Origin of the sequence: Streptomyces sp. NPDC018693 (genome assembly GCF_044391385.1) — a bacterium.
Taxonomy (GTDB): domain Bacteria; phylum Actinomycetota; class Actinomycetes; order Streptomycetales; family Streptomycetaceae; genus Streptomyces.
The window spans coordinates 109681-130668 of sequence record NZ_JBIRZZ010000016.1; the positions used below are offsets into that span (position 1 = coordinate 109681).

At 73.2% G+C, this 20988-nt stretch carries 21 protein-coding genes; 8 read left to right on the forward strand and 13 right to left on the reverse strand.

Translation table 11 applies throughout. The annotated features are described in order from the left end of the window. Positions 1-13 precede the first annotated feature (13 nt). Both ACH5AC_RS31575 and ACH5AC_RS31580 read right to left on the reverse strand, forming a co-directional pair. Positions 14-616: a choice-of-anchor C family protein gene (locus ACH5AC_RS31575; RefSeq protein WP_398865669.1), complete on the reverse strand. Its 603-nt coding sequence runs from the start codon at positions 614-616 to the stop codon at positions 14-16. A gap of 266 nt (positions 617-882) precedes the next feature. After that, complete coding sequence (locus ACH5AC_RS31580; protein ID WP_398865670.1) at positions 883-2376, reverse strand: acyl-CoA synthetase; 1494 nt, start codon at positions 2374-2376, stop codon at positions 883-885. Positions 2377-2793: 417 nt separating this feature from the next. On the opposite strand from ACH5AC_RS31580, the gene ACH5AC_RS31585 reads away from it, so the two are divergent. From ACH5AC_RS31585 to hypE, 7 genes are read left to right on the forward strand one after another with little or no spacing between them, the layout of a single operon-like run. Then, a complete protein-coding gene (locus ACH5AC_RS31585; protein WP_398865671.1) occupies positions 2794-4509 on the forward strand; it encodes an enoyl-CoA hydratase-related protein in 1716 nt (571 codons plus the stop codon). Between the two features lie 9 nt (positions 4510-4518). Continuing rightward, positions 4519-5166: a hydrogenase maturation protease gene (locus ACH5AC_RS31590; protein WP_398865672.1), complete on the forward strand. Its 648-nt coding sequence runs from the start codon at positions 4519-4521 to the stop codon at positions 5164-5166. Next, positions 5166-5876, forward strand: coding sequence for a hydrogenase nickel incorporation protein HypB (gene hypB / locus ACH5AC_RS31595; RefSeq protein ID WP_398865709.1), 711 nt, complete (start codon positions 5166-5168; stop codon positions 5874-5876). The genes ACH5AC_RS31590 and hypB overlap by 1 nt, the downstream gene beginning before the upstream one ends. Continuing rightward, positions 5873-8179: a carbamoyltransferase HypF gene (hypF, locus tag ACH5AC_RS31600; protein ID WP_398865673.1), complete on the forward strand. Its 2307-nt coding sequence runs from the start codon at positions 5873-5875 to the stop codon at positions 8177-8179. Before hypB ends, hypF begins: the two co-directional genes overlap by 4 nt. A 16-nt stretch (positions 8180-8195) precedes the next feature. Continuing rightward, positions 8196-8501 carry a HypC/HybG/HupF family hydrogenase formation chaperone gene (locus ACH5AC_RS31605; protein ID WP_398865674.1) on the forward strand — a complete coding sequence of 102 codons (306 nt, stop codon included), beginning with the start codon at positions 8196-8198 and terminating at the stop codon, positions 8499-8501. After that, positions 8498-9634 carry a hydrogenase formation protein HypD gene (hypD, locus tag ACH5AC_RS31610; protein ID WP_398865675.1) on the forward strand — a complete coding sequence of 379 codons (1137 nt, stop codon included), beginning with the start codon at positions 8498-8500 and terminating at the stop codon, positions 9632-9634. The genes ACH5AC_RS31605 and hypD overlap by 4 nt, the downstream gene beginning before the upstream one ends. Next, positions 9627-10700 carry a hydrogenase expression/formation protein HypE gene (gene hypE / locus ACH5AC_RS31615; protein WP_398865676.1) on the forward strand — a complete coding sequence of 358 codons (1074 nt, stop codon included), beginning with the start codon at positions 9627-9629 and terminating at the stop codon, positions 10698-10700. Before hypD ends, hypE begins: the two co-directional genes overlap by 8 nt. Before the next feature lie 2 nt (positions 10701-10702). Here the strand turns inward: hypE and ACH5AC_RS31620 are convergent, their stop codons facing one another. After that, positions 10703-12349 (reverse strand): thiamine pyrophosphate-dependent enzyme, encoded by a 1647-nt coding sequence (locus ACH5AC_RS31620; protein WP_398865677.1) that lies wholly within the window; start codon positions 12347-12349, stop codon positions 10703-10705. 169 nt (positions 12350-12518) lie between these two features. Here ACH5AC_RS31620 and ACH5AC_RS31625 point away from each other — a divergent pair, with 169 nt between their 5' ends. Next, the gene (locus ACH5AC_RS31625) at positions 12519-14186 is read left to right on the forward strand and encodes a cytochrome bc complex cytochrome b subunit (RefSeq protein ID WP_398865678.1); all 1668 of its coding nucleotides are present in this window, start codon (positions 12519-12521) and stop codon (positions 14184-14186) included. Positions 14187-14189: 3 nt separating this feature from the next. On the opposite strand, the gene ACH5AC_RS31630 is transcribed toward ACH5AC_RS31625, so the two are convergent. Genes ACH5AC_RS31630 through ACH5AC_RS31675 form a run of 10 tightly spaced genes read right to left on the reverse strand, consistent with a single transcriptional unit; the run spans position 14190 to position 20982 of the window. Further along, the gene (locus tag ACH5AC_RS31630; protein WP_398865679.1) at positions 14190-14615 is read right to left on the reverse strand and encodes a hypothetical protein; all 426 of its coding nucleotides are present in this window, start codon (positions 14613-14615) and stop codon (positions 14190-14192) included. 39 nt (positions 14616-14654) lie between these two features. Then, the gene (locus ACH5AC_RS31635) at positions 14655-15017 is read right to left on the reverse strand and encodes a hypothetical protein (RefSeq protein WP_398865680.1); all 363 of its coding nucleotides are present in this window, start codon (positions 15015-15017) and stop codon (positions 14655-14657) included. Further along, positions 15014-16663 carry a cbb3-type cytochrome c oxidase subunit I gene (locus ACH5AC_RS31640; protein WP_398865681.1) on the reverse strand — a complete coding sequence of 550 codons (1650 nt, stop codon included), beginning with the start codon at positions 16661-16663 and terminating at the stop codon, positions 15014-15016. Before ACH5AC_RS31640 ends, ACH5AC_RS31635 begins: the two co-directional genes overlap by 4 nt. Then, a complete protein-coding gene (locus ACH5AC_RS31645; protein WP_398865682.1) occupies positions 16660-17307 on the reverse strand; it encodes a cytochrome c oxidase subunit II in 648 nt (215 codons plus the stop codon). The genes ACH5AC_RS31640 and ACH5AC_RS31645 overlap by 4 nt, the downstream gene beginning before the upstream one ends. Beyond that, positions 17304-17666, reverse strand: a complete 363-nt coding sequence (hypA, locus tag ACH5AC_RS31650; protein WP_398865683.1) for a hydrogenase maturation nickel metallochaperone HypA — start codon at positions 17664-17666, stop codon at positions 17304-17306. Before hypA ends, ACH5AC_RS31645 begins: the two co-directional genes overlap by 4 nt. A gap of 5 nt (positions 17667-17671) precedes the next feature. After that, positions 17672-17830, reverse strand: coding sequence for a hypothetical protein (locus ACH5AC_RS31655; RefSeq protein ID WP_398865684.1), 159 nt, complete (start codon positions 17828-17830; stop codon positions 17672-17674). Between the two features lie 18 nt (positions 17831-17848). Continuing rightward, positions 17849-18055, reverse strand: coding sequence for a hypothetical protein (locus tag ACH5AC_RS31660; RefSeq protein WP_398865710.1), 207 nt, complete (start codon positions 18053-18055; stop codon positions 17849-17851). Further along, positions 18055-18660: a DUF5947 family protein gene (locus ACH5AC_RS31665; protein ID WP_398865685.1), complete on the reverse strand. Its 606-nt coding sequence runs from the start codon at positions 18658-18660 to the stop codon at positions 18055-18057. The genes ACH5AC_RS31660 and ACH5AC_RS31665 overlap by 1 nt, the downstream gene beginning before the upstream one ends. Continuing rightward, positions 18657-19190, reverse strand: coding sequence for a NifU family protein (locus ACH5AC_RS31670; protein ID WP_398865686.1), 534 nt, complete (start codon positions 19188-19190; stop codon positions 18657-18659). The genes ACH5AC_RS31665 and ACH5AC_RS31670 overlap by 4 nt, the downstream gene beginning before the upstream one ends. Beyond that, positions 19183-20982 carry a nickel-dependent hydrogenase large subunit gene (locus tag ACH5AC_RS31675; RefSeq protein ID WP_398865687.1) on the reverse strand — a complete coding sequence of 600 codons (1800 nt, stop codon included), beginning with the start codon at positions 20980-20982 and terminating at the stop codon, positions 19183-19185. The genes ACH5AC_RS31670 and ACH5AC_RS31675 overlap by 8 nt, the downstream gene beginning before the upstream one ends. Positions 20983-20988 lie beyond the last annotated feature (6 nt).

A 20988-nucleotide genomic window follows, 5' to 3' on the forward strand; every position in this document is an offset into this window, starting at 1 on the left:
CGGCGTCGCCGGGTCAGCTGCAGCCGCAGATCTTGACCTTGTCGATCACAGGTCCGTTGGCGCCGAGCGTGGTGCTGGTGAAGGTCAGCGTCGTGGCGGAACTGGTCGCGGTGAAGTTCACCGTCTGCGTCTGGTATCCCATGTCGGACCTGGTCTTGCCGGTCGCATCGAACACGAAGGTCTGGACCGTCTCGCCGTTGATGGACACCGTGCCGGTCTTCACCGGGGGCAGCCCGTTGGGATTGCCTGCGAGCGAGTACGTCAGCGTGTACTGCTGCTGCGGGAGGGTCGCGAAGGTCTGCGAGATCCTTCCGGAGCCGAGGCCGTTGAGATCCACGGACTGTCCGCCGTCCGCGGCCTCCCAGTACCCGGAGCCGATCAGGTCGACGGAGCCGCTCTCGACAGTCCAGGGCCCGATGCTCTTGCCCGCCGGGAGGTTCAGGAAGGTGCCCGGGGGAACAGGCGGCTCCTCGAAGCTGCCGTTCGAGAACAGGTCGGCTTGAGCGGCCATCAGTGAGCGGTGGTCTGTGCTGCCCTGCTCGGCGGCGACAGCGGGGCCGGTGGCAGCGAGCAGGCAGGCCGCCATCGTGGCAGCGATGCGCGTACGAACACGCATGGGGAGTTCCTCCGAGATGAGAACCGTGCGAAAGCTTCTGACAGCTCGTCCAGTTGAAGCGCATGGCCTACACCTGCGGCAAAGCGACCCGCCACAAGGTCGCGGCAACTCACTCGGATGCCTCATCCAGTGCCTCGGCGCCTTGGGGAGTCTCGTCGTCCTCGACTTCGACGAGGCTGCTCCAGGGGCCACACGGCGAGGTCGAAGGCGCTGCCTGTGGGCTCGGTGAATTCCGGGCCGGTGGCGTGGCTGCGCGGAGGGCCCGGTCAGCCGAAGCGGTGGCGCAGTTCGCGCTTGAGGATCTTGCCGCTGGCGTTGCGGGGCAGCTCGGTCACGAAGAAGACCCGCTTCGGGGCCTTGAAGGCGGCGAGCTTCTCGCGGGCGTACGTGAGCAGTTCCCGCTCCGTGACCTCGCCGCGCGGGACGACGACGGCGGTGACGGCCTCGATCCACTTCTCGTCGGGCAGGCCGATCACGGCGGCCTCGGCGACCGCGTCATGGCCGTACAGCACGTCCTCGACCTGGCGGGAGGCGACCAGCACCCCACCGGAGTTGATGACGTCCTTCACCCGGTCCACGATGGTGAAGTAGCCGTGCGCGTCGCGCACCGCGAGGTCGCCGGAGTGGAACCAGCCGTCGCGGAATGCCTCGGCGGTCTCCTCCGGCTTGTCCCAGTAGCCCTCGCACAACTGCGGTGAGCGGTAGACGATTTCGCCCGGGGTGCCGTCCGGCACGTCCTTGCCGTCCTCGTCAACGACACGCGCGTCCACGAAGAGGACGGTCCGGCCGCAGGAGTCCATGCGGCCCTTGTGCTCGTCCGGGGCGAGCACGGTGGCCAGCGGGCCGATCTCGCTCTGCCCGAAGCAGTTGTAGAAGCCGAGCTTCGGCAGCCGTTCGCGCAGCCGCTCCAGGACGGGCACCGGCATGATCGACGCCCCGTAGTACGCCTTGCGCAGGCCGCTGAGGTCGCGTTCGGCGAAGTCGGGGCGGTTGGCCAGACCGATCCACACCGTGGGCGGCGCGAACAGGCTGTCCGCGCGGCCCTCCTCGATCAGGTCGAACAGCCGGTCGCCGTCCGGTGCGTCGAGGATGATGCTCGTGGCGCCGACCGCGAGGTACGGCAGCAGGAACACATGCATCTGCGCCGAGTGGTAGAGCGGCAGCGAGTGCACGGGCCGGTCGCCGGCGCTCAGGTCGAGTGCGGTGATGGCGCTGAGGTACTCGTGGACGAGCGCCCGATGGGTCATCATCGCGCCCTTGGGCAGGGCCGTCGTCCCCGAGGTGTACAGCAACTGGACGAGGTCCTCGCCGCGTGCCTCCGGTCCGTCGTACGGCGGTGTCGCCGCCAGTCGGGCGAGCAGCGCGTCGTCGGTGTCGCGCAGTGCCAACACCCCCGTGCCGTCCGGGAGTCGGTCGGCGAGGTCGGGGTCGGAGAGGACGAGTGCGCTGCCCGACTGGCGGACGATGTAGGCGAGGTCGTCGCCGGTGAGGTTCTGGTTCACCGGCACATGGACCAGCCCTGCGCGGGCGCAGGCGAGGAAGGCGATGAGGTAGGCGTCGGAGTTGTGGCCGTAGGCACCGACCCGGCCGCCGGGGGCGAGGCCCTGCGCCAGCAGGACGCCCGCCGCCCGGGAGACCGCCTCGTCGAGTTCCTCGTAGGTCCAGGTGCGGTCGCGGTACTCGATCGCGACGCGTGCCGGGGTGCGCCGGGCGCTGCGCCGCAGCACCCCGTCGACCGTACTGCCGTGTCCGGGCATCATGACCCTTGATCCTCGGCGCACCACCGGAGCGGGTCAAGTCGCCCGCCTCTGAGGGCCGTAACGCCTGCCCGCCGTCAAACTCCAGGCGACCTGCGCCGTCGAGAACTCCGGCCCCGCCATCCGCCCGGTGGTCGGAGTGTCCACGGCATCGCCGACCGCGTCCAGCAGCGTCACGCGCGGGTCGTCCACCGGATGACTGTCGGGGGGCCGCGCCGGAGCAGAAGGTTGTCCGGGCCCGGAAGTCCGTCGGTGCGGTCGCCGCTGCTCATCGGCGCCCGGTGGGGCGGCGGACAGGCCGCCGCCATCCGGTGGAACTCGGGGCGATCGGTCGTTGCGGTCCGCGCCGGCGGGCGGTTGAGAGACGATTCTGCTGACTCGTCCCTCTCCTCCCCCGCTCACCCGCCGCCAAGGGGCCGTATGGACATCCTCCTCGTCGCCAGCGCGTTCAACAGCCTGTGTCAACGGGTCCACGTGGAACTCTCCGACCTCGGGCACCGGGTGGAGGTGGTGCTCGCCTCGCACGGTGACGACGCGGTCCGTGCGGCCGTGCGGGAGTTCGGCCCCGAGCTGATCGTGGCGCCGATGCTGCGGACGGCCGTACCGGAGGCCGTGTGGCGCGCCCATACCTGTCTGATCGTCCATCCGGGTCCGCCCGGTGACCGCGGCCCGTCCTCCCTGGACTGGGCGGTGGCCGAGGGCGTGCCCCGCTGGGGGGTGACGGTGCTGCAGGCCGAGGCGTCGATGGACGCGGGGGACGTGTGGGCCTCGGTGCCGTTCACCGTGCCGCCGGTCGGCAAGAGCGACCTGTACCGCCAGGAGGTGTCCGACGCGGCGGTGGCCGCCGTACTGCTGGCCGTGGAGCGGTACGCGGGCGGCGGGTTCAAGCCGCAGCCGCAGAGCGATCCGTCGATCGGGGTCGTCCGGCGGGACTTCTTCCGGCAGGAGTGGCGGCGCGTCGACTGGGCGGCGGACGACACGGAGACGGTCCTGCGCAAGCTGCGCGGCGCCGACTCGCGGCCGGGCGTGCTCGACGAACTGCTCGGCCAGGAGGTGTTCCTGCACGGCGGTCACCCGGAGGACCGGCTGCGGGGCCGTCCCGGTGAGCTGCTGGCCACCCGGCACGGTGCCGTGTGCCGGGCCACCCGCGACGGCGCGGTGTGGATCCCGGAGCTGCGGCCCCGGCGCGGTTCCGGCGACCCGGCGCCCTTCCGCCGGCCCGCGACCTGTGTGCTCGGGGACCGGGCGCGCGGCCTGCCCGAGGAACCGGTCCCGCTGGAGCTGCCCGTCGAGCGGCGCACCTGGGCCGACATCCGCTACCGGCGGTCCGGCGACGTCGGTGTGCTGAACTTCGGCTTCCCGGGCGGCGCGACGAGCACCGACCAGTGCCGCCGCCTGCTCGCCGCCTACCGGTACGCCCTCACCCGGCCGACGTCCGTGCTGGTGCTGGGCGGCGGGCGGGACTTCTTCTGCAACGGGATCCATCTCAACGTCATCGAGGCGGCCGCCGACCCGGCCGGCGAGTCCTGGACCAACCTCAACGCCCTGGACGACCTGGCCGAGGCGGTGCTGCGCACCACCGACCGGCTGGTGGTGGCCGCGCTCGGCGGCAACGCGGCGGCGGGCGGGGTGATGCTGGCGCTGGCGGCGGACGAGGTGTGGTGCCGCACCGGTGCCGTGCTCAATCCGCACTACCGGCGCATGGGCCTGTACGGGTCGGAGTACTGGACGTACAGCCTGCCCCGGCGCGTCGGTGAGGAGCAGGCGGCACGGCTGACCCGCGAGGCGCTGCCCGTGAGCACGGCCTCGGCGCTGCGGCTCGGGCTGGTCGACCGGCTGGTGCCCGCCGCGCCCGGCGCGTTCCGCCACGAGGTGGAGCGGCTGGCGACGGCGCTCGCCGGCTCTCCCGAGCTGCCGGAGCGGATCGCCGCCAAGCGGGCGGCCCGGGAGCGCGACGAGGCCGAGCGGCCGCTCGCGGAGTACCGGCGCGACGAACTGGCCCGGATGCGCCGCATCTTCTTCGACCCCATGGCGCCGTACCACGCGCTGCGCTCCGCCTTCGTCCGGAAGGTGCCGAGCGGATCGCCCCGGCCGCTGGCGCCGCCGCCGGGGCCCGGCGACGCCGCCGGCCGGTAGGGGTGCCCGTTGAGCTCTCCCCGTCTGCTCGTGGCCGGTGTCGGCAACATCTTCCTCGCCGACGACGCCTTCGGACCCGAGGTGATCACCGCCCTGCGTGAACACCCGCTGCCCGCGAGGGTGGTGGTGCGGGACTTCGGCATCCGTGGGCTCGACCTCGCCTATGCGCTGCTCGACGGCCACGACGCGGTGGTCCTCGTGGACGCCGCGCCGCGCGGCCACCCCCCGGGCACCCTCTCGCTGGTCGCGCCCGAGCCGCCGCCCGCCGTCGCGGACACCGCCCCCGAGGCGCACGGCATGGACCCGGTGAAGGTACTGGCCATGGCCGCGCGGCTGGCCGACGGGCCGCTGCCCCGTGTCGTGCTGCTGGCCTGCGAGCCGGAGCGGCTGCCCGACCACGACGCCGATGTGGTCGACGGGCTCAGCGCCCCGGTGCGTGCGGCGGTCGCGGCGGCCGTGCCGCTGCTGCACACGGTGGTACGGCGGCTGCTGGCCGACCCGGCCGCGCCGCTCGCGTTCGGCCACGCGGAGGAATCCCCGGCCCCCTGCCCGGCCGGTCCCCGCGGAAGCGGGCCTCCCGGCGGCGAGGATCGCAGCGGCGGGTCGCCGCCCGCAGACTCCGAGTCCGCCCCCTCGCCCAGCAAGGAGCCCGCATGATGTGCCGGTCCGTGGACGTCAGACAGGCCGTCATGGCGAAGAACGACGATCTGGCCGCCGTCCTGCGCACCGACCTCGGCCGGCAGGGCGTCACCGCCGTCAATCTGCTGTCGAGCCCGGGCAGCGGGAAGACCGAGCTGCTGACCGAGGTCCTCGGGCGGGCCGTGCGACGCGGTGTGCCCGTCGCGGCGCTGACCGCCGACCTGGCGACGGAGAACGACGCCCGGCGGCTCGCCCTCTCGGGCGCACCGGTCAAGCAGTTGCTGACGGGCGGGCTGTGCCATCTGGAGGCCCGTCAGGTGCACGGCCACCTGGAGGGCTGGCTGCCGCCCGGGACGGAGCTGCTGTTCGTGGAGAACGTCGGCAATCTCGTCTGCCCGGCGGCCTACGACCTCGGCGAGACCCTGCGGATCGTCCTCATGGCCGTCACCGAGGGCGAGGACAAACCGCTGAAGTACCCCACCGCCTTCGGCTCCGCCCACCTGGTGGTGGTGACCAAGACCGACCTCGCCGAGGCGGCCGGGTTCGACGCGGCCCTCTTCACGGGCAACGTCGAGCGGGTCAACCCGGGGGTGCCCGTCGTACGGACCAGTGCGCGCACCGGCGACGGCGTGGAGCCGCTGCTGGCCCGGGTGCTCGCCGCGCGGGACGGCGCGCCGCCGCACCGGCCGGCGCTGGCGGCGCCGGAGCACCGGCACAGCGCGCTGTGACGGCCCCCGCCACGGCGGCCGTACGGCTGAGGGTCGCGGTGCGGGGTGTGGTGCAGGGCGTCGGGTTCCGGCCGTTCGTGCACCGGCTCGCCACCGAGGAGGCGCTGAGCGGCTTCGTCACCAACCACTGCGGCGGGGTGCTGATCGAGGTGGAGGGTCCGCCCGGCACGGTGGAGCGGTTCTGCGGGCGGCTGGTCCGCGAGACACCGGCGCTCGCCGCCGTCACGGGCGTCGAGAGCACGCCGGTCCCCGCCACCGGCGGCGGCGACGGCTTCGTCATCCGCCCCTCCGAGGCGGGTGACGGCCGGACCGTGCTGCCGCCGGACACCGCCACCTGCGCCGACTGTCTGCGGGAGCTGGCCGATCCGGCCGACCGGCGCCACCGGCACCCGTTCCTCACCTGCACGCACTGCGGCCCCCGCTTCACCATCGTCACGGCACTGCCGTACGACCGGGCGACCACCACCATGGACGCGTTCCCGATGTGCGGCGCGTGCGCGGCGGAGTACGGCGACCCCGGGGACCGGCGCTTTCACGCGCAGCCCGTCGCGTGCCCGGACTGCGGGCCCCGGCTGCGGCTGGTCCCGGCGCCCGGCCTGGGCCTGCGGCCCACCGAGGGCGCCGACGCGCTCGGCCTGGCGCGCCGGCTGCTGGCGGCGGGGCGGATCGTCGCCGTCAAGGGCCTGGGCGGCTACCACCTGGCCTGCGACGCCGGTGACGCGCGGGCCGTGGCGGAACTGCGGGCCCGTAAGCGGCGTGGTGACAAGCCGTTCGCGGTGATGGCCGCCGACCTGTCGGCGGTCGCGGAGATCGCCGAGGCCGGGGACGCCGAGCGCGCGGCGCTCACGAGCTCCCGGCGTCCCATCGTGCTGCTGCGCCCGCGTGGGGGCCCGCTGGCGCCCTGTGTGTGCCCCGGCAGCCCGCACGTGGGCGTGATGCTGCCCTACACGCCCCTGCACACCCTGCTGTTCGGGCTGCCCGGTGATCCGCCCGGCCCCCGGCTGCTGGTGATGACCAGCGGCAACCGGTCCGGCGAGCCCCTCGTCACCGACGACGCGGAGGCCCTGACCCGGCTGGACGGTCTGGCCGACGCCTGGCTGGCGCACGACCGCGCCATCACCTCGCCCTGCGACGACTCGCTGCTGCGGGTCCGGGCGGACGGCACCGAGCAGGTGCTGCGGCGCTCGCGGGGCTTCGTGCCCCGGCCGCTGGCCCTGCCGTTCGCCGTCCGGCCGGCGCTCGCCGTGGGCGGCGACCTGAAGAACGCGCCCTGTCTCGGCGAAGGCGGCGAGGCATGGTTCGCGCCGCACATCGGCGACCTGGGCGACCTGGCCACGCTGGAGGCGCTCCGGCGGGTGGAGGGCACCCTGCGGCGTCTGACCGGCATCCGGCCCGAGGTCGTGGCCGCCGACCGGCACCCCGGCTACCACTCGACGCGCTGGGCCCGCCGCCACGCCGACGGCCGGCCGGTGCGGCTCGTCCAGCACCATCACGCCCATGTCGCCTCCGTCATGGCCCAGCACGGACTCGACGGCTCCGCCCCCGTGATCGGTGTCGCCTTCGACGGCACCGGTTACGGCGACGACGGCACGGTCTGGGGCGGCGAGGTGCTGATCGCCGACTACGACCGATGCCGGCGCTTCGCCCACCTCGCCCCGGCCCCGCTGCCCGGCGGGGACGCCGGCGTGGCCAACCCCTGCCGCACGGCCCTGGCCCGGCTCTACGCGGCCGGGCTGCCGTGGGACGACGGGCCGGCCTGCTCACCGCAGGAACGTGCCGTCCTGGCACGGCAGTTGGAGCGGAACGTCGCCTGCGTGCCCACCTCCAGCGTGGGCCGCCTGTTCGACGCCGTCGCCTCGCTGACCGGGGTGTGCCATCGGGCCGGGTACGAGGCCCAGGCCGCGCTGGAGCTGGAGGCTGCGGCCGGGCCCGCCTGGGACACCGACACCGGGGCCTACACCTTCGCGCTGACGGCGGGCAGCCCCGTGCTGGTCGACCCGGCGCCCGTCCTGCGCGCCCTCGTCGCGGACCTGAGGCACGGCACCCCGGTGTCCGTGCTCGCGGCCCGCTTCCACCGGGGGCTGGCGGCGGCGGTCGCGCGGGTGTGCCGCCGCGCGCGGGACGCCACCGGTGTCCCGACGGTCGCGCTGACCGGCGGGGTGTTCGCCAACGCGCTGCTGGAGGAGGCCAGTTGGTCCCTGCTGACCGAGGCCGGTTTCACGGTGCTGCGGCACGAGGAGGTCCCGCCGGGCGACGGCGGACTCGCCCTGGGCCAGCTCGCGGTGGCGGCCCGCCATCCATGACCACACGGAGTGACCTATGTGTCTGGCAGTGCCCGGCCGCGTCCTGTCCATCGAGGACGGCAGCGAACCCCTCACCGGGCTGATCGACTTCGGCGGCGTGCACAAACGCGTCTGCCTGGAGTACGTGCCCGAGGTGCGGGTCGGTGAGTACGTCATCGTGCACGTCGGGTTCGCCCTGCAGCGGCTGGACGAGGAGTCGGCGCGGGCGTCGCTGCGGCTCTTCGAGGAACTGGGGCTGCTTCAGGAGGAGTTCGGCGACGCCTGGGGGCGGGCGGCGGCGGAGGCCGGGGAGCCCCGCACGACGGAGGAAGGAGCCCGGTGAAGTACATCGACGAGTTCAACGACCCCGAGCTGGCCCGCAGGCTGCTGGACGAGATCCGCGCGACGGTCACCCGGCCGTGGGCGCTGATGGAGGTGTGCGGCGGCCAGACGCACTCGATCATCCGGCACGGCATCGACCAACTCCTGCCGGAGCAGGTCGAGTTGATCCATGGCCCGGGCTGTCCGGTGTGTGTGACGCCGCTGGAGGTCATCGACCGGGCGCTGGCGATCGCCGCCCGCCCGGAGGTGGTGTTCTGCTCGTTCGGGGACATGCTGCGGGTGCCCGGCACCGACCGCGACCTGTTCCGGGTGCGCAGCGAGGGCGGTGACGTGCGGGTCGTCTACTCCCCCATGGACGCCCTGGAGCTGGCCCGCCGGCACCCCGACCGCGAGGTGGTGTTCTTCGGCATCGGCTTCGAGACGACCGCGCCCGCCAACGCCATGGCGGTCCACCAGGCCCGCCGGCTGGGCATCGGCAACTTCAGTCTGCTGGTGTCGCACGTGCGGGTGCCGCCGGCGATCGAGGCCATCATGACCGCGCCGTCCTGCCGGGTGCAGGGCTTCCTCGCGGCCGGGCACGTGTGCAGCGTGATGGGCACCGCCGAGTACCCGGACCTCGCCGAGCGGCACCGGGTGCCGATCGTGGTGACCGGGTTCGAGCCGCTCGACATCCTGGAGGGCATCCGCCGCGCCGTACGCCAGTTGGAGCGTGGGGAGCACCGGGTGGAGAACGCCTACGCCCGTGCCGTACGGGACGCCGGGAACCCGGCCGCGCTGCGCATGATCGAGGAGGTGTTCGAGGTCACCGACCGCTCCTGGCGCGGTATCGGGCGCATCCCGGACAGCGGCTGGCGGCTGACCGACGCCTATCGCGCCCATGACGCCGAGCACCGCTTCGACGTCACCGGCATCCGCACCGAGGAGTCCGCCCTCTGCCGCAGCGGTGAGGTGCTGCAGGGTCTGATCAAGCCGACCGAGTGCCCGGCCTTCGGCACCGCCTGCACTCCGCGCACCCCGCTGGGCGCCACGATGGTCTCCAGCGAGGGCGCCTGCGCCGCGTACTACCTGTACCGGCGTATGGACGGCGCCGCACCGGGCGGGAACGCCCCGAAGGAGATGAACCCCGTTGGCTGACACGGCCGCCACGGCACCCGTCGATCCGTCGAGCTGGTCCTGTCCCGCCCCGCTGCGCGACCAGCCGGTCGTCGTCCTGGGGCACGGGGGCGGCGGCGCGCTGTCGGCGGAGCTCGTCGACAGCGTGTTCGCCCCCGCCTACGGCAACCCGGTGCTGGCCGCGCTCGCCGACTCGGCGGTGGTCCGGCTGGGCGGCGCCCGCCTGGCCTTCTCCACCGACGCCCATGTCGTGCGGCCCCTGTTCTTCCCCGGGGGCAGCATCGGCGACCTGGCGGTGAACGGCACGGTCAACGACCTCGCGATGAGCGGTGCCGTGCCCGCGTATCTGTCGACGGCCTTCGTGCTGGAGGAGGGCGTGGACATGGACGTCGTCGACCGGGTCGCGCGGGCCGTCGGGGCGGCGGCGCGGGCGGCGGGCGTCACCGTGGCCACCGGGGACACCAAGGTGGTGGAGGCCGGGCACGGGGACGGGGTGTACCTGACGACCTCCGGGATCGGGCTGGTCCCGGACGGTGTCGACATCCGGCCCGACCGGGCGCGGCCGGGTGACGCCGTGCTCGTCAGCGGGCCGATCGGGCTGCACGGCGTGGCCGTCCTGAGTGTGCGTGAGGGCATCGAGTTCGGTGCCGACGTCGCCAGCGACACCGCGCCGCTGGCCGGTCTGGTGGCGGCGATGCTGGCGGTCACGCCCGATCTGCATGTGCTGCGCGACCCGACCCGGGGCGGTCTCGCGGCCTCCCTCAACGAGATCGCCCGCGCCTCGGGCACCGGCGTACGGCTGACCGAACGGGCGATCCCGGTGCCGGAGGCGGTGGCGAACGCGTGCGGGTTCCTGGGCCTGGATCCGCTGTACGTCGCCAACGAGGGGCGGCTGGTGGCGTTCGTGCCGCCCGAGCACGCCGAGGCGGTGCTGGCGGCGATGCGTGCGCATCCGCAGGGGGCGGGTGCGGCGCTCATCGGTGAGTGCGTCGCCGAGCACCCGGGGATGGTGGTGGCGTCGACCGGGCTGGGCGGCACCCGGGTGGTGGATCTGCCGCTCGGGGAGCAGCTGCCCCGGATCTGCTGATCTCAGCGCCGCCGGCCCCCGAACAGCCCCTTCCCGGGGCGCGGTTCGGCGGCCGGCGGCTGGATCTCGGCGTCGACCAGGAACTCCAGGACGACCGGGCGGTCGGCTGCCAGGGCGGCGTCCCAGGACTCGCCGATCTTCCCAGGGCGTTCACAGCGGATGCCCTCCAGGCCGAGCAGCCGGGCGTACTCGGCGTAGGGCACGGCGGGCACGGACGCGGCGCTGGGCAGGCGCGGGTTGCCGGTGGCGGCGCGGCGGTCCCAGGTGGCCTGGTTGAGGTCCTGGTTGTGGAAGACGCAGAACACCAGCGGGGGTCCTCCGGCCAGCCGGGGCAGCAGGTCCTTGACGGTGACCAGCTCGGCGAGGCCGCTCATCTGGAGGGCGCCGTCGCCGACGAAGGCGATGACGGGCCGGTCCGGGTGGGCCAGCCGGGCGGCCAGGGCGTACGGGACGGCCGTGCCCATGGCGGCGTACGTGCCGGACACCAGGGCCCGCATGCCGTGGCGCAGCCGCAGGCCGCGCGCCCACCAGACGGTGCTCGTGCCCGCGTCGGCGGTCAGCACGGCGCGCTCCGGCAGTCGTTCGTCGAGTTCCACGGCGACGGCGGCGGGGTTGATGAGATGGCCGAAGTGCTGGCGTGCCTCACCGCGTCGCTCCTCGTGCCAGGCACTCACCCGTGTCTCCACGTCCGCGCGCCAGGCGCGGTCCGCTTTGTGGGTCAGGTGCGGCAGCAGCTGACGCAGGGTGGCGCGGGCGTCGCCGAACAGGTACTCGCCCTCGGGGAGTTCCGCGCTGTCCTCGGCGATCTCCACGCAGCGGGGGCGTGCGCCCGCCGGCAGCCAGACGTCCCGTGTGACGCCCGCGCCGACGACGAGCGCGGCGTCGCAGGTGTGCAGCAGCCGCTCGGCGGCCGGGGTGGCGTACCGGCCGAGGCAGCCGGTGACGAACGGCATGTCGTCGGCGACGACATCGCGGCCGGGCAGGGTCTTGGCGACACCGGCACCCAGCAGTTCCGCCGCCCGGACGACCTCTTCGCGGGCGTCCCGGGCATCCGGGCCGACCACCAGGGCGACTCTGTCCGCCTCGTTCAGCAGCCGGGCCGCGCGGCGCAGTTCGTCGGCGTCGGCGGGCGGGCCGAGGCGGTGCCTCATGACTGCGGGGACGGCGCCGGGGGCCTCGGCGGTGTCCATGTCCTGGAGGTCGGTGGGCAGGACGACGACCGCGACCCCGCGCCGGGACCGGGCGGCCCACAGCGCCCGGTCGACGACCCGCGCCGCCTGGTCGGGCCGGGTGAGGACCTCGCAGTGCTCGGCGGCGTCCAGGAAGACCCGCTGCGTCGACGGCGCGCCGCCCACCAGGGCGAGGACGGGCCGCCGGTCGAGCCGGGCGTCGTACAGGCCGCTCAGCAGCTGGACGGCGCCCGGCCCGGAGGGGGCCAGACAGCAGCCGATGCCGCCGGTGAACTCCGCGTGGGCGCCGGCCATGAAGGCGGCCGCCTCCCCGTGCCGGGGCTGCACCAGTTCGGGGCGATCGCCGCCACGCCGCAGCGCCTCGACGAGCGGATCGGCGCCCTCACCGGGGCGGCCGAACACGCGCTCGATCTCCCAGGCCAGCAGGCGCTGCCGTACGACCTCCGCCACCAGGGGCATCGTGGTTCCCTCCACATGACATGACTCGGGCGGGCCCTGCGCCCATTGACGCAGACGGGCGCACGGCGTGCCCGCGCCGGGCGGGCAGAGGGGTGGTGCGCGCACCCGTACGGCCCAGCGGGCGTTTCGCCGGCCGGGAGGCCGGTCACGGCTGAGGGGAGTCGGGCCTGTGGCGGAGGGCGAGCGGGTGGTGGTGTCCGGGAAGGACGAGAAGGACCGGGCCGGCCGCGCGGAGCGGCGCGGTGAGCGTCTGGTGTCCGTGCTCGACCGGCGGCTGCCCGTCCGGGAGCTGGCCAGGGAGTATCTGCGCAAGTCGTTCCCGGACCACTGGTCGTTCCTGCTCGGCGAGATCGCCCTGTACAGCCTGCTGGTGCTGGTGGTGACCGGGGTCTATCTGGCGCTGTTCTTCCATCCCGACATGACCGAGCGGCCGTACACCGGCTCGTACGTGCCCTTGCGGGGGGTGCTGGTCTCGGAGGCGTACGCGTCGGTGATGCACCTCAGCTTCGAGGTGCGCGGCGGGCTGATGGTGCGCCAGATCCACCACTGGGGCGCGCTGGTGTTCGTGGCGGCCATCGGCTGTCATCTGCTGCGGATCTTCTTCACGGGTGCCTTCCGCCGGCCCCGGGAGGCCAACTGGACGATCGGCGTCACGATGTTCCTGCTGGCGCTGCTTGAGGGGTTCTCCGGCTACTCGCTCCCCGACGACCTGCTCTCCGGCACCGGGCTGCGGACCTCGCAGGGCATCGTGCTGTCGATCCCGATCGTCGGCACCTACCTGAGCTTCTTCCTCTTCGGCGGCGAGTATCCGGGGCACGACATCATCCCCCGGCTGTACCTGGCGCACGTCCTGCTGGTGCCGGGGCTGCTGCTGGTGCTGGTGCGGCTGCACATCGGGCTGGTGGTGCGTTTGAAGCACACCCAGTGGGCGCGGCCGGGCCGCAGCAACCGCAATGTGGTCGGCAAGCCGATGTTCCCGCAGTACGCGGCCAAGTCCACGGGGCTCGCGCTCACGGTGGCCGGCGTCCTGGCGCTGCTGTCCGCGCTGTTCCAGATCAACCCCGTGTGGGAGTTCGGGCCGTACCGGGCCGACCAGGTGTCCCTCGACTCCCAACCCGACTGGTACGTCGGTTATCTGGAGGGGGCGCTGCGGCTGATGCCCGCCTGGGAGACGGACTTCGCCGGGCACACCGTGGCCTGGGACGTGCTCCTGCCGGGGGTGGTGCTGCCGGCGGTGCTGTTCGGTGTGCTCTACGGGTATCCGCTCTTCGAACGGTGGCTGACCTTCCCGAACCGCGAGCGGCATGTGTGCGACCGGCCGCGCAACCAGCCGACCCGTACGGGGCTCGGGGTGGCGGGGGTGACGTTCTACGCCGTGCTGCTGCTGGCCGGGGCGCAGGACGTGCTGGGGTTCGTCCTCGACGTGCCGGTGGAGTGGCTGACGTACACCTTCCGCACCCTGCTGTTCGTCGGGCCGGTCCTCGCGTACTGGCTGGCGCGGCGGCTGTGTCTGGCGTTGCAGGCCGCCGACCGGCGGCGGCTGCGGGAGGGGGCCGGCACGGGGGACGTGCGGATGACCGGGGCCGGCGGCTACCGGGAGGGCCGCGTCGCGCCGCCCGGCGAGGAGACGTACGGGATCCTGGTGCGGGACACGCCGCTGCCCCGGGCGCGCGGCACCGAGGCGTGGCGGCTGTTCCACCGGCACCGCGTCCGGAACCGGCTCAGCGCCTGGTACTTCCGCGACCGGGTCGAGCTGCCCGCCACCCCGGAGCAGGCCGAGGCCGTGCGGGCAGTGGTGGCGGACCCCGAGGAGGCGGAGGAGGCGGCGCGCTCCTGACGGTCAGTCGGGGCACGCGGCCCGGCGTTCCTCCGCGGTGATCCACCGCCAGGTCACGGCCGCCGCCAGCGCGCCGATCGGCAGCATCGCCACGATCATCGCCAGGCCGCCGGCGCTGTCGCCCGTCGCCACGACCAGCACCGCGGGCAGGTCGAGCAGGGGCACGGCGAGGAACAGGTACACGCACCGGCCGGCGTCCGTGAGCCGGTGGCGGGTGCCCAGCACCGGCAGCCAGAACCACACGGCGGCGAGCACGACCGCTGCCTCGGCACCCCCGGGACCGGCCAGGACGGCCGCCGCGTGCAGCAGCACGAAACCCGGCAGGGCCATCCCCCAGGGCAGGGCCAGCACGCGCCAGAGCGGACTGCGCCGGGTGGCGTGGATCAGGCCCGGGACGACCAGCGACACGAGCAGGCCGGTCGCCGCCATGCGCTCCAGATGGGCGAGCGGCTCATGGGGTTGCGTGGCTCAGCCCTCCCCCGCCGTCGGTGTACGGCGCACCAGCAGGACCACCGCCACGACCAGCGCGGGCAGGGCGAGGACCAGCATCCAGGAGCCGTGGACCAGGGAGAGCACGGCGAGGGTGACGCCGGCGGCGCCGGGCAGCGCGGCCGGTCCGCCGCCGCGCCTGAGCCGGTAGCGCACGTGCCGCTCGGGCTCGGTGCGCGACGCGAGCAGGACGAGCAGGGCGACGGCCCCGAGGAGGGCGACGACACCGCCGTACAGCCAGTACGCGAGGTGGTCCTCGCCGTAGATCGCCAGGACGGCGAGGAGGAGGCCGTTGAACAGCGCCCAGCCCGCGACGACGAGGAAGGCGGGGTGGCGGGTCACGGGCCGCTTCCCTTCCGGGCGTCCAGCAGCGGGGCGTGGCTGGTGATCCGGGGCAGGGGGTGGTCGGGGGTGAAGTTCAGCGGCGGCGGGGGTGAGGAGGTCGCCCATTCGAGGGTGTGGGCGTGCCACGGGTCGGCGGCGGCCGGGGGGTGGCGGCGCAGGGAGCGTGTGCGCAGTGCCCACAGGACGTTGACGGCGAAGGCGGTCATGCCGAGCGCCAGGAGGCCGGCGCCGCAGCTGGACAGCAGGTTGAGCGGGCCGAACCCGTCGAAGTCGGCGTAGGTGGCGACGCGGCGGGGCATGCCCTCGTGGCCGAGGGCGAACATCGGCAGGAAGGTGAGGTTGGCGCCCGCGACCAGCAGCCAGAAGTGGATTCGGCCCAGGCGCTCGCTCAGCCGCACGCCCGTCACCTTCGGGAACCAGAAGTAGACCGCGGCGAAGAGCCCGAAGGCGCTGCCCGCGAAGAGGACGTAGTGCAGATGGGCGACGATGAAGTAGCTGTCGGTGGCGTGGTAGTCGATGACCGGGGTGGCGACCATGATGCCGCTGAGGCCGCCGATCAGGAACTGCGGGATGAACGCGAGAGCGAACAGCATCGGCGTGCGGAAGACGAGCCGGCCGCCCAGGATCGTGCCGATCATCGCGAAGTACTCGACGCCCGCCGGGACGAGCAGGGCGATGGAGGTCAGCGAGTAGTAGTCGTTGGCGGCCTGGCCGGTGGCGAACATGTGGTGGCCCCACACGCTCATCGACAGGCCCGCGAAGACCAGCAGGGACAGCACGGTGCCCTGGTAGCCGAAGAAGGCCCGGCCGGAGAACACGGCCAGGACCTCGGCGACCGCCCCCAGGTACGGGAAGAACATCACATAGACCACGGGGTGGCCGTAGAACCAGAACAGGTGCTGGTAGCCGATGTTCCACACGTTGGACTCGAACACGGCCGGGTCGGCGCGGCCGACGGCCAGCAGGGCGAGGGCGGCGAGCAGGGCGGGGAACGCGCCGATCACCATCAGGCAGGTGGCGACCATGGACCAGGAGAAGACCGGCATCCGCAGCATGGTCATGCCGTGGGCGCGTTTGCGCAGCGCGGTCCACAGCACCGCGCCGCCCATCAGGATCATCCCGGTGGTGGACACCAGGACGCCGACGATCCACAGGTCGGCACCGGAGCCGGGCGAGTAGACGCCGTCTGCCAGGGGCGGGTAGGAGAACCAGCCGGCCGCGTGGGCGCCCCGGGGCGTGGCGAAGCCGGCGAGGACGACGACGGCGCCGAGCGCGTAGAGCCAGTACCCGAGGAGGGTGGTGCGGGGCGCGGCGATGGCCGGGGCACCGACCTGGAGGGGCACCAGGTAGACGCCGAGGCCGAGCGCGAACGGCGTCATCACCAGGTAGATCATGCCGGAGCCGTGGATGGTGAAGAGCTGGTCGTAGGTGTGCGGGGTGAAGAACTCCTGGTCGGGCCGGGCGAGTTGGCTGCGCATGAGAAGGGCGAGGACGCCCATGAGCAGCAGCAGGGCGAGGGAGGTCGCGAGGGTGAGGACGCCGATGCGTTTGTGGTCGGTCGTGGTCATCCAGCCGAGCCAGCCGCCGGGCGTGACGTCGGCGCCGGGTGCGCGGCCGGTGTCGGTCTCGGGGGCGGCGGTCACGCGGGCGTGCCGTTCCGGTGCTGCTCGGCCAGCCAGGTGTCGTACTCCTCGGGCTCCACCGCCTTCAGCCAGAAGTCCATGACGTAGTGGCGGTCTCCGCAGAACTCGGCGCAGCGGCCGATCCAGCGGCCCGCGCGGTCCACGGTGACGGTGAAGGTGTTCTCGTGGTGGGGGAAGGCGTCCATCTTGTAGCGGAGCCGGGGCACCCACAGGGAGTGGATGACGTCCCGTGAGGTGAGGTGCAGGGTGACGGGGCGGCCGGCGGGGACCACCAGCGTGGGCAGGTCGCCGTCGCGGCAGGTGCCGGTCACCCGGACCGGGTCGCGGGGCCGGCGATGGGTGAAGGTCCAGCACCACTGGAAGGACGTCACGTCGATCCGGACCGGCCGCTGTCGCGGGGCGCGGTGCTCCTCGTGGTTCTGCCAGGCGGTGTAGCCGACGAGGAAGGCGGCGACGGCGGTCAGGGCGACGACGTAGACCTTCTCCAGGCCCATCCGTTCCAGGCGCTGCGACGGCGGCCGCCCGCTGCCCGCCCGGCGGCGGACCACGGCGAGCAGCAGCAGTGCCAGGACGACGACGAAGACGACGGTGGCGATGACGGACTCGACGGCGAAGACCGTTCCGAAGATGTGGCGTGTGTTCATCGGGGCCCGGCGGCCTCGGCGAACTCGATGCCGGTGATCTCCAGTTCGCGTCCGCTGCGCAGCCCGTCGGAGGGCCGGTCGCAGCGCGGGCACCAGAGGAACGGGGGGACGCCCACCGCGAACTCCTCGTCGCAGGGCCCGCAGTGGGCGACGGCGGTGACCTCCTCGACGACCAGGTCGGCGGCGGCCAGCGCGGTGCCGTCCCGGGCCACCTCGAAGGCGAAGGTGAGGGCCGCCGGGACCACGCCCGACAGTTCGCCGACGCGCACGTTCACCGCGGACACCGGGCCGGTGCCGTGCGCGCGGGCGGTCTCGCCGGCCTGCTCGACGATCGCGGTGGCGATCGACAGTTCGTGCACGGCGGTCACCTCGGGTGGTGGGAGCCGGAGGGGAAGCCGGCCATCCGCCAGATCCTGACCTCGCGGACGAGACCGGGGATCTCCCTGATCAGCAGGGCCAGGGCCGCGCCCGAGACCAGCACCGCCTGCGCGGTCAGCACGCGCCGGGCCGTCAGCTGTGGCATCCGTTCTCGCTCCTCGTCTCATCCCGGGGGGATGTTCGGCATGACCTTCAGGATCGCGTTGTGCTTCTTCCAGTGGACGCCGGTGGACCGGCGCGCGTCGGCGGTGCCGTCCCTGTGGTGTCCGGCCTGATGTCCGTAGGGGCCCTGGTTGCCCTGGTGGAGGCCCGGGACATGGGTGGGGGTGTCCGGTTTCACGGCCGGTTTCCCGACCCGGATTCTGCCCATCATGTGCTCCCTGAGGTGGGGGTCAGATCTGCGAGGAACGCCTCGACCGCGGGCCACACGCAGGTGCCGCCCGACAGGCCGCGCCATTCCCGTCGTACGAGGGCGACCAGACGGAAGCAGTCGTCGACCGGCACGATCCAGTGGTGGCGGGCGCCCCGCGCGGTGTTCGTCAGCAGGGCCTCGACGTCGGGTGCCACGCTCTCCACCAGTGGACACCCGGCGGCCACCGTCCGCCACGCGGCGGCCTCGACCTGCCAGCGGACGGCGCCCGCGGGTCCCGGACAGTGGGCGACGACGGTGCCGTCGGGGTGCGGGACGAAGAAGGCCAGGCCGACGGGGACGCCCAGGGGCGCGGTGTCCAGCGGGGGCAGCCGCAGGCGGCGTTCGGGGATCAGCCGGTAGTGGCCCTCGCTCGCCTCGCCGCGCGCGAACAGCAGGGAGCAGGGGCGGCAGGCGCACAGCACCTCCTGCCGCTCGCCGTCGTACAGATGGCGGTGCTCGCCGGGCACGGGTGCCGCGCACAGGTCGCAGCGCTCCTCGGCGGCGGTGCGCCGGTCGGTGCCGGAGCGGATGACGCGGGCGAGCGGGCCGCCGGCGGTGGTCACGGCAGCCTCCGGGTCGTGACCGTGTCCAGCGGTACGAAGGCGGAGGTGCCGCCGGGTTCCGGGGCCCGCTCGACGCCGCGCAGCTCGGGGGCGACGGCGAGGAGCGACTGGCGGACCGCGTCCAGCACGCCGGCGGCGGTCGAGCCGCAGCCCGGGGCCGTGAGGCGGATCCGGGCCACTCCGTCGTCGACACCGACCAGGTGGAGGTCGCCGCCGCGTTCGCGCAGGGGACCGCGCAGCCGCTCGACGGCGCGGTCCAGGCGGGGCAGCACATGCTCGGGGTGGACGTCGTGCAGCACCATCAGATGGCCGAGGAGTTCGTCGTCCGCGAACGCGGCCGCCAGGGACGCGTCGGTGCGGTCCAGGACGCGGGCCAGCGCCTCGCCGTAGATCTCCGTCAGGGCGCGGACCGCCGCCAGGGCGTCCCGGGCGGTCGGTCCGGGGGTGTTCTCCAGGCGGTCGAGCAGCTCGTCGACGCGGGCCAGCCGGGCCGAGACCGCGGTGTCGTCGAGCCGGGCCGGCTCAGCCATGGCCGGCTCCGTACGTGGGTGAGTGGACGGTGGTGAGCGTGTTGCCCTTGCCGAGGTACATGTGGACTCCGCAGGGCAGGCACGGGTCGAAGCTGCGTACGGTGCGCATGATGTCGACGCCCTTGAAGTCGTCGGGCCCGTTCTCCTCGAAGATCGGCTGGCCCTGGACGGCGTCCTCGTAGGGGCCGGGGGTGCCGTGGCTGTCGCGGGGGCTGGCGTTCCACGGGGTGGGCGGGTACGGGTGGTAGTTGGCGATCTTCTTGTCCTTGATGACGAGGTGGTGGGAGAGGACGCCGCGCACGGCCTCGTGGAAACCGCAGCCGATGGCCTCGTCGGGGACCTCGAAGTTCTCGAAGACCTTGATCTCGCCGGCCCGCACCAGGGCCATCGCCTTCTCCAGGAACTCGAAGGCCATCGCGGCCGCGTAGGCGACGAAGTAGGGGCGGGCGCGGTCGCGTTCGATGGTGTTGCTCCACCGGGGGATCTCCCACTCCAGTGTCTGCTCGGGCAGCTTCTCGCTCCTGGGCAGTGTGATGCGCACGCTGTGCCCGGTGGCCTTGACGTACGGGGTGTCGACGAGGCCGTTGAGGGCGGTGGACCACAGCCGGGCGAGGGGGCCGCCGCCGGTGTCGAGGGCGAGGTGGCGGTCGGTCTCCCGGTGGTACCAGCGGGGGCTCATCACCCAGCTGTAGTTGCCGTCGAAGTCGCGTTTCTGCGGCACCGGGACGGTCGTCTGGTTCCAGGGGTGGCGCATGTCGACGGGGTTGCCGAGCGGGTCGTGGGTGACGAAGGGCTCCTCGGCGGTCCAGTCCTCGTAGAAGGAACTGCCGAGCAGGACGCGCAGGCCGAGGTTGATGTCGACGAGGTCGTTGGTGACGAGGTCGCCGTCGACGATGATGCCGGGGGTGACGTACATGGCCCGCCCCCAGTCGCTCATCGTCTCGTAGCGGTAGTCGCAGACCTCGGCGTTCTGGAAGGCGCCCCAGCAGCCGAGCAGGATGCGGCGGCGGCCGACCTCCTCGTAGCCGGGCAGGGCCTCGTAGAAGAAGTCGAAGACGTCGTCGTTCATGGCGACGGACTTCTTGACGAAGTCGAGGGTCTTCATCAGCCGGGAGAGGTAGTCGGTGAAGGTGGTGGGGGTGGCCATGGTGCCGACGCCGCCGGGGTACATCGTCGACGGGTGGACGTGGCGGCCCTCCATCTTGCAGAACATCTCGCGGGTGACCCGGCTGACCTTGAGCGCCTCCTTGTACATCTCTCCCTCGAAGGGGTTGAAGGAGCGCATGATGTCGGCGATCGTCCGGTGGCCGTGGAGGTCGCCGCGGGGTGCCGGGGTGCGTTCGGCGCGGGCCAGGACGCCCGGGTTGGTGGCCTTGACCATCGCCTCGCAGAAGTCGACGAACACCATGTTGTCCTGGAAGATGGTGTGGTCGAACATGTACTCGGCGGCCTCGCCGAGGTTGACGATGTGTTCGGCGAGCTCCGGCGGTTTGATGCCGTAGGCCATCTGCTGGGCGTAGTCGGAGCACGTGGTGTGGTTGTCGCCGCAGATGCCGCAGATGCGTGAGGTGATGAAGCCGGCGTCGCGCGGGTCCTTGCCCTTCATGAACACCGAGTAGCCGCGGAAGAGGGACGAGGTGCTGTGGCACTCGGCCACTTCCCGGTTGGCGAAGTCGATCTTCGTGTAGATGCCCAGGTTGCCGATGATCCGGGTGATCGGGTCCCAGGACATGTCCACCAGCTGCGCGGGCCTGCGCTCGCGGGTCCCGGCCCGGTCCTCGGTCTGTGTCATGTCACT

Excerpts from the sequence above, each read along its gene's own strand:
- hypB (WP_398865709.1), top strand. The coding sequence starts at position 5,166 with ATGTGCCGGTCCGTGGACGTCAGACAGGCCGTCATGGCGAAGAACGAC.
- ACH5AC_RS31580 (WP_398865670.1), bottom strand. The coding sequence starts at position 2,376 with ATGATGCCCGGACACGGCAGTACGGTCGACGGGGTGCTGCGGCGCAGC.
- ACH5AC_RS31675 (WP_398865687.1), bottom strand. The coding sequence starts at position 20,982 with ATGACACAGACCGAGGACCGGGCCGGGACCCGCGAGCGCAGGCCCGCG.
- ACH5AC_RS31660 (WP_398865710.1), bottom strand. The coding sequence starts at position 18,055 with ATGGGCAGAATCCGGGTCGGGAAACCGGCCGTGAAACCGGACACCCCC.
- ACH5AC_RS31620 (WP_398865677.1), bottom strand. The coding sequence starts at position 12,349 with ATGCCCCTGGTGGCGGAGGTCGTACGGCAGCGCCTGCTGGCCTGGGAG.
- ACH5AC_RS31670 (WP_398865686.1), bottom strand. The coding sequence starts at position 19,190 with ATGGCTGAGCCGGCCCGGCTCGACGACACCGCGGTCTCGGCCCGGCTG.
- ACH5AC_RS31630 (WP_398865679.1), bottom strand. The coding sequence starts at position 14,615 with ATGGCGGCGACCGGCCTGCTCGTGTCGCTGGTCGTCCCGGGCCTGATC.
- ACH5AC_RS31575 (WP_398865669.1), bottom strand. The coding sequence starts at position 616 with ATGCGTGTTCGTACGCGCATCGCTGCCACGATGGCGGCCTGCCTGCTC.
- ACH5AC_RS31645 (WP_398865682.1), bottom strand. The coding sequence starts at position 17,307 with ATGAACACACGCCACATCTTCGGAACGGTCTTCGCCGTCGAGTCCGTC.
- ACH5AC_RS31655 (WP_398865684.1), bottom strand. The coding sequence starts at position 17,830 with ATGCCACAGCTGACGGCCCGGCGCGTGCTGACCGCGCAGGCGGTGCTG.
- ACH5AC_RS31585 (WP_398865671.1), top strand. The coding sequence starts at position 2,794 with ATGGACATCCTCCTCGTCGCCAGCGCGTTCAACAGCCTGTGTCAACGG.
- ACH5AC_RS31605 (WP_398865674.1), top strand. The coding sequence starts at position 8,196 with ATGTGTCTGGCAGTGCCCGGCCGCGTCCTGTCCATCGAGGACGGCAGC.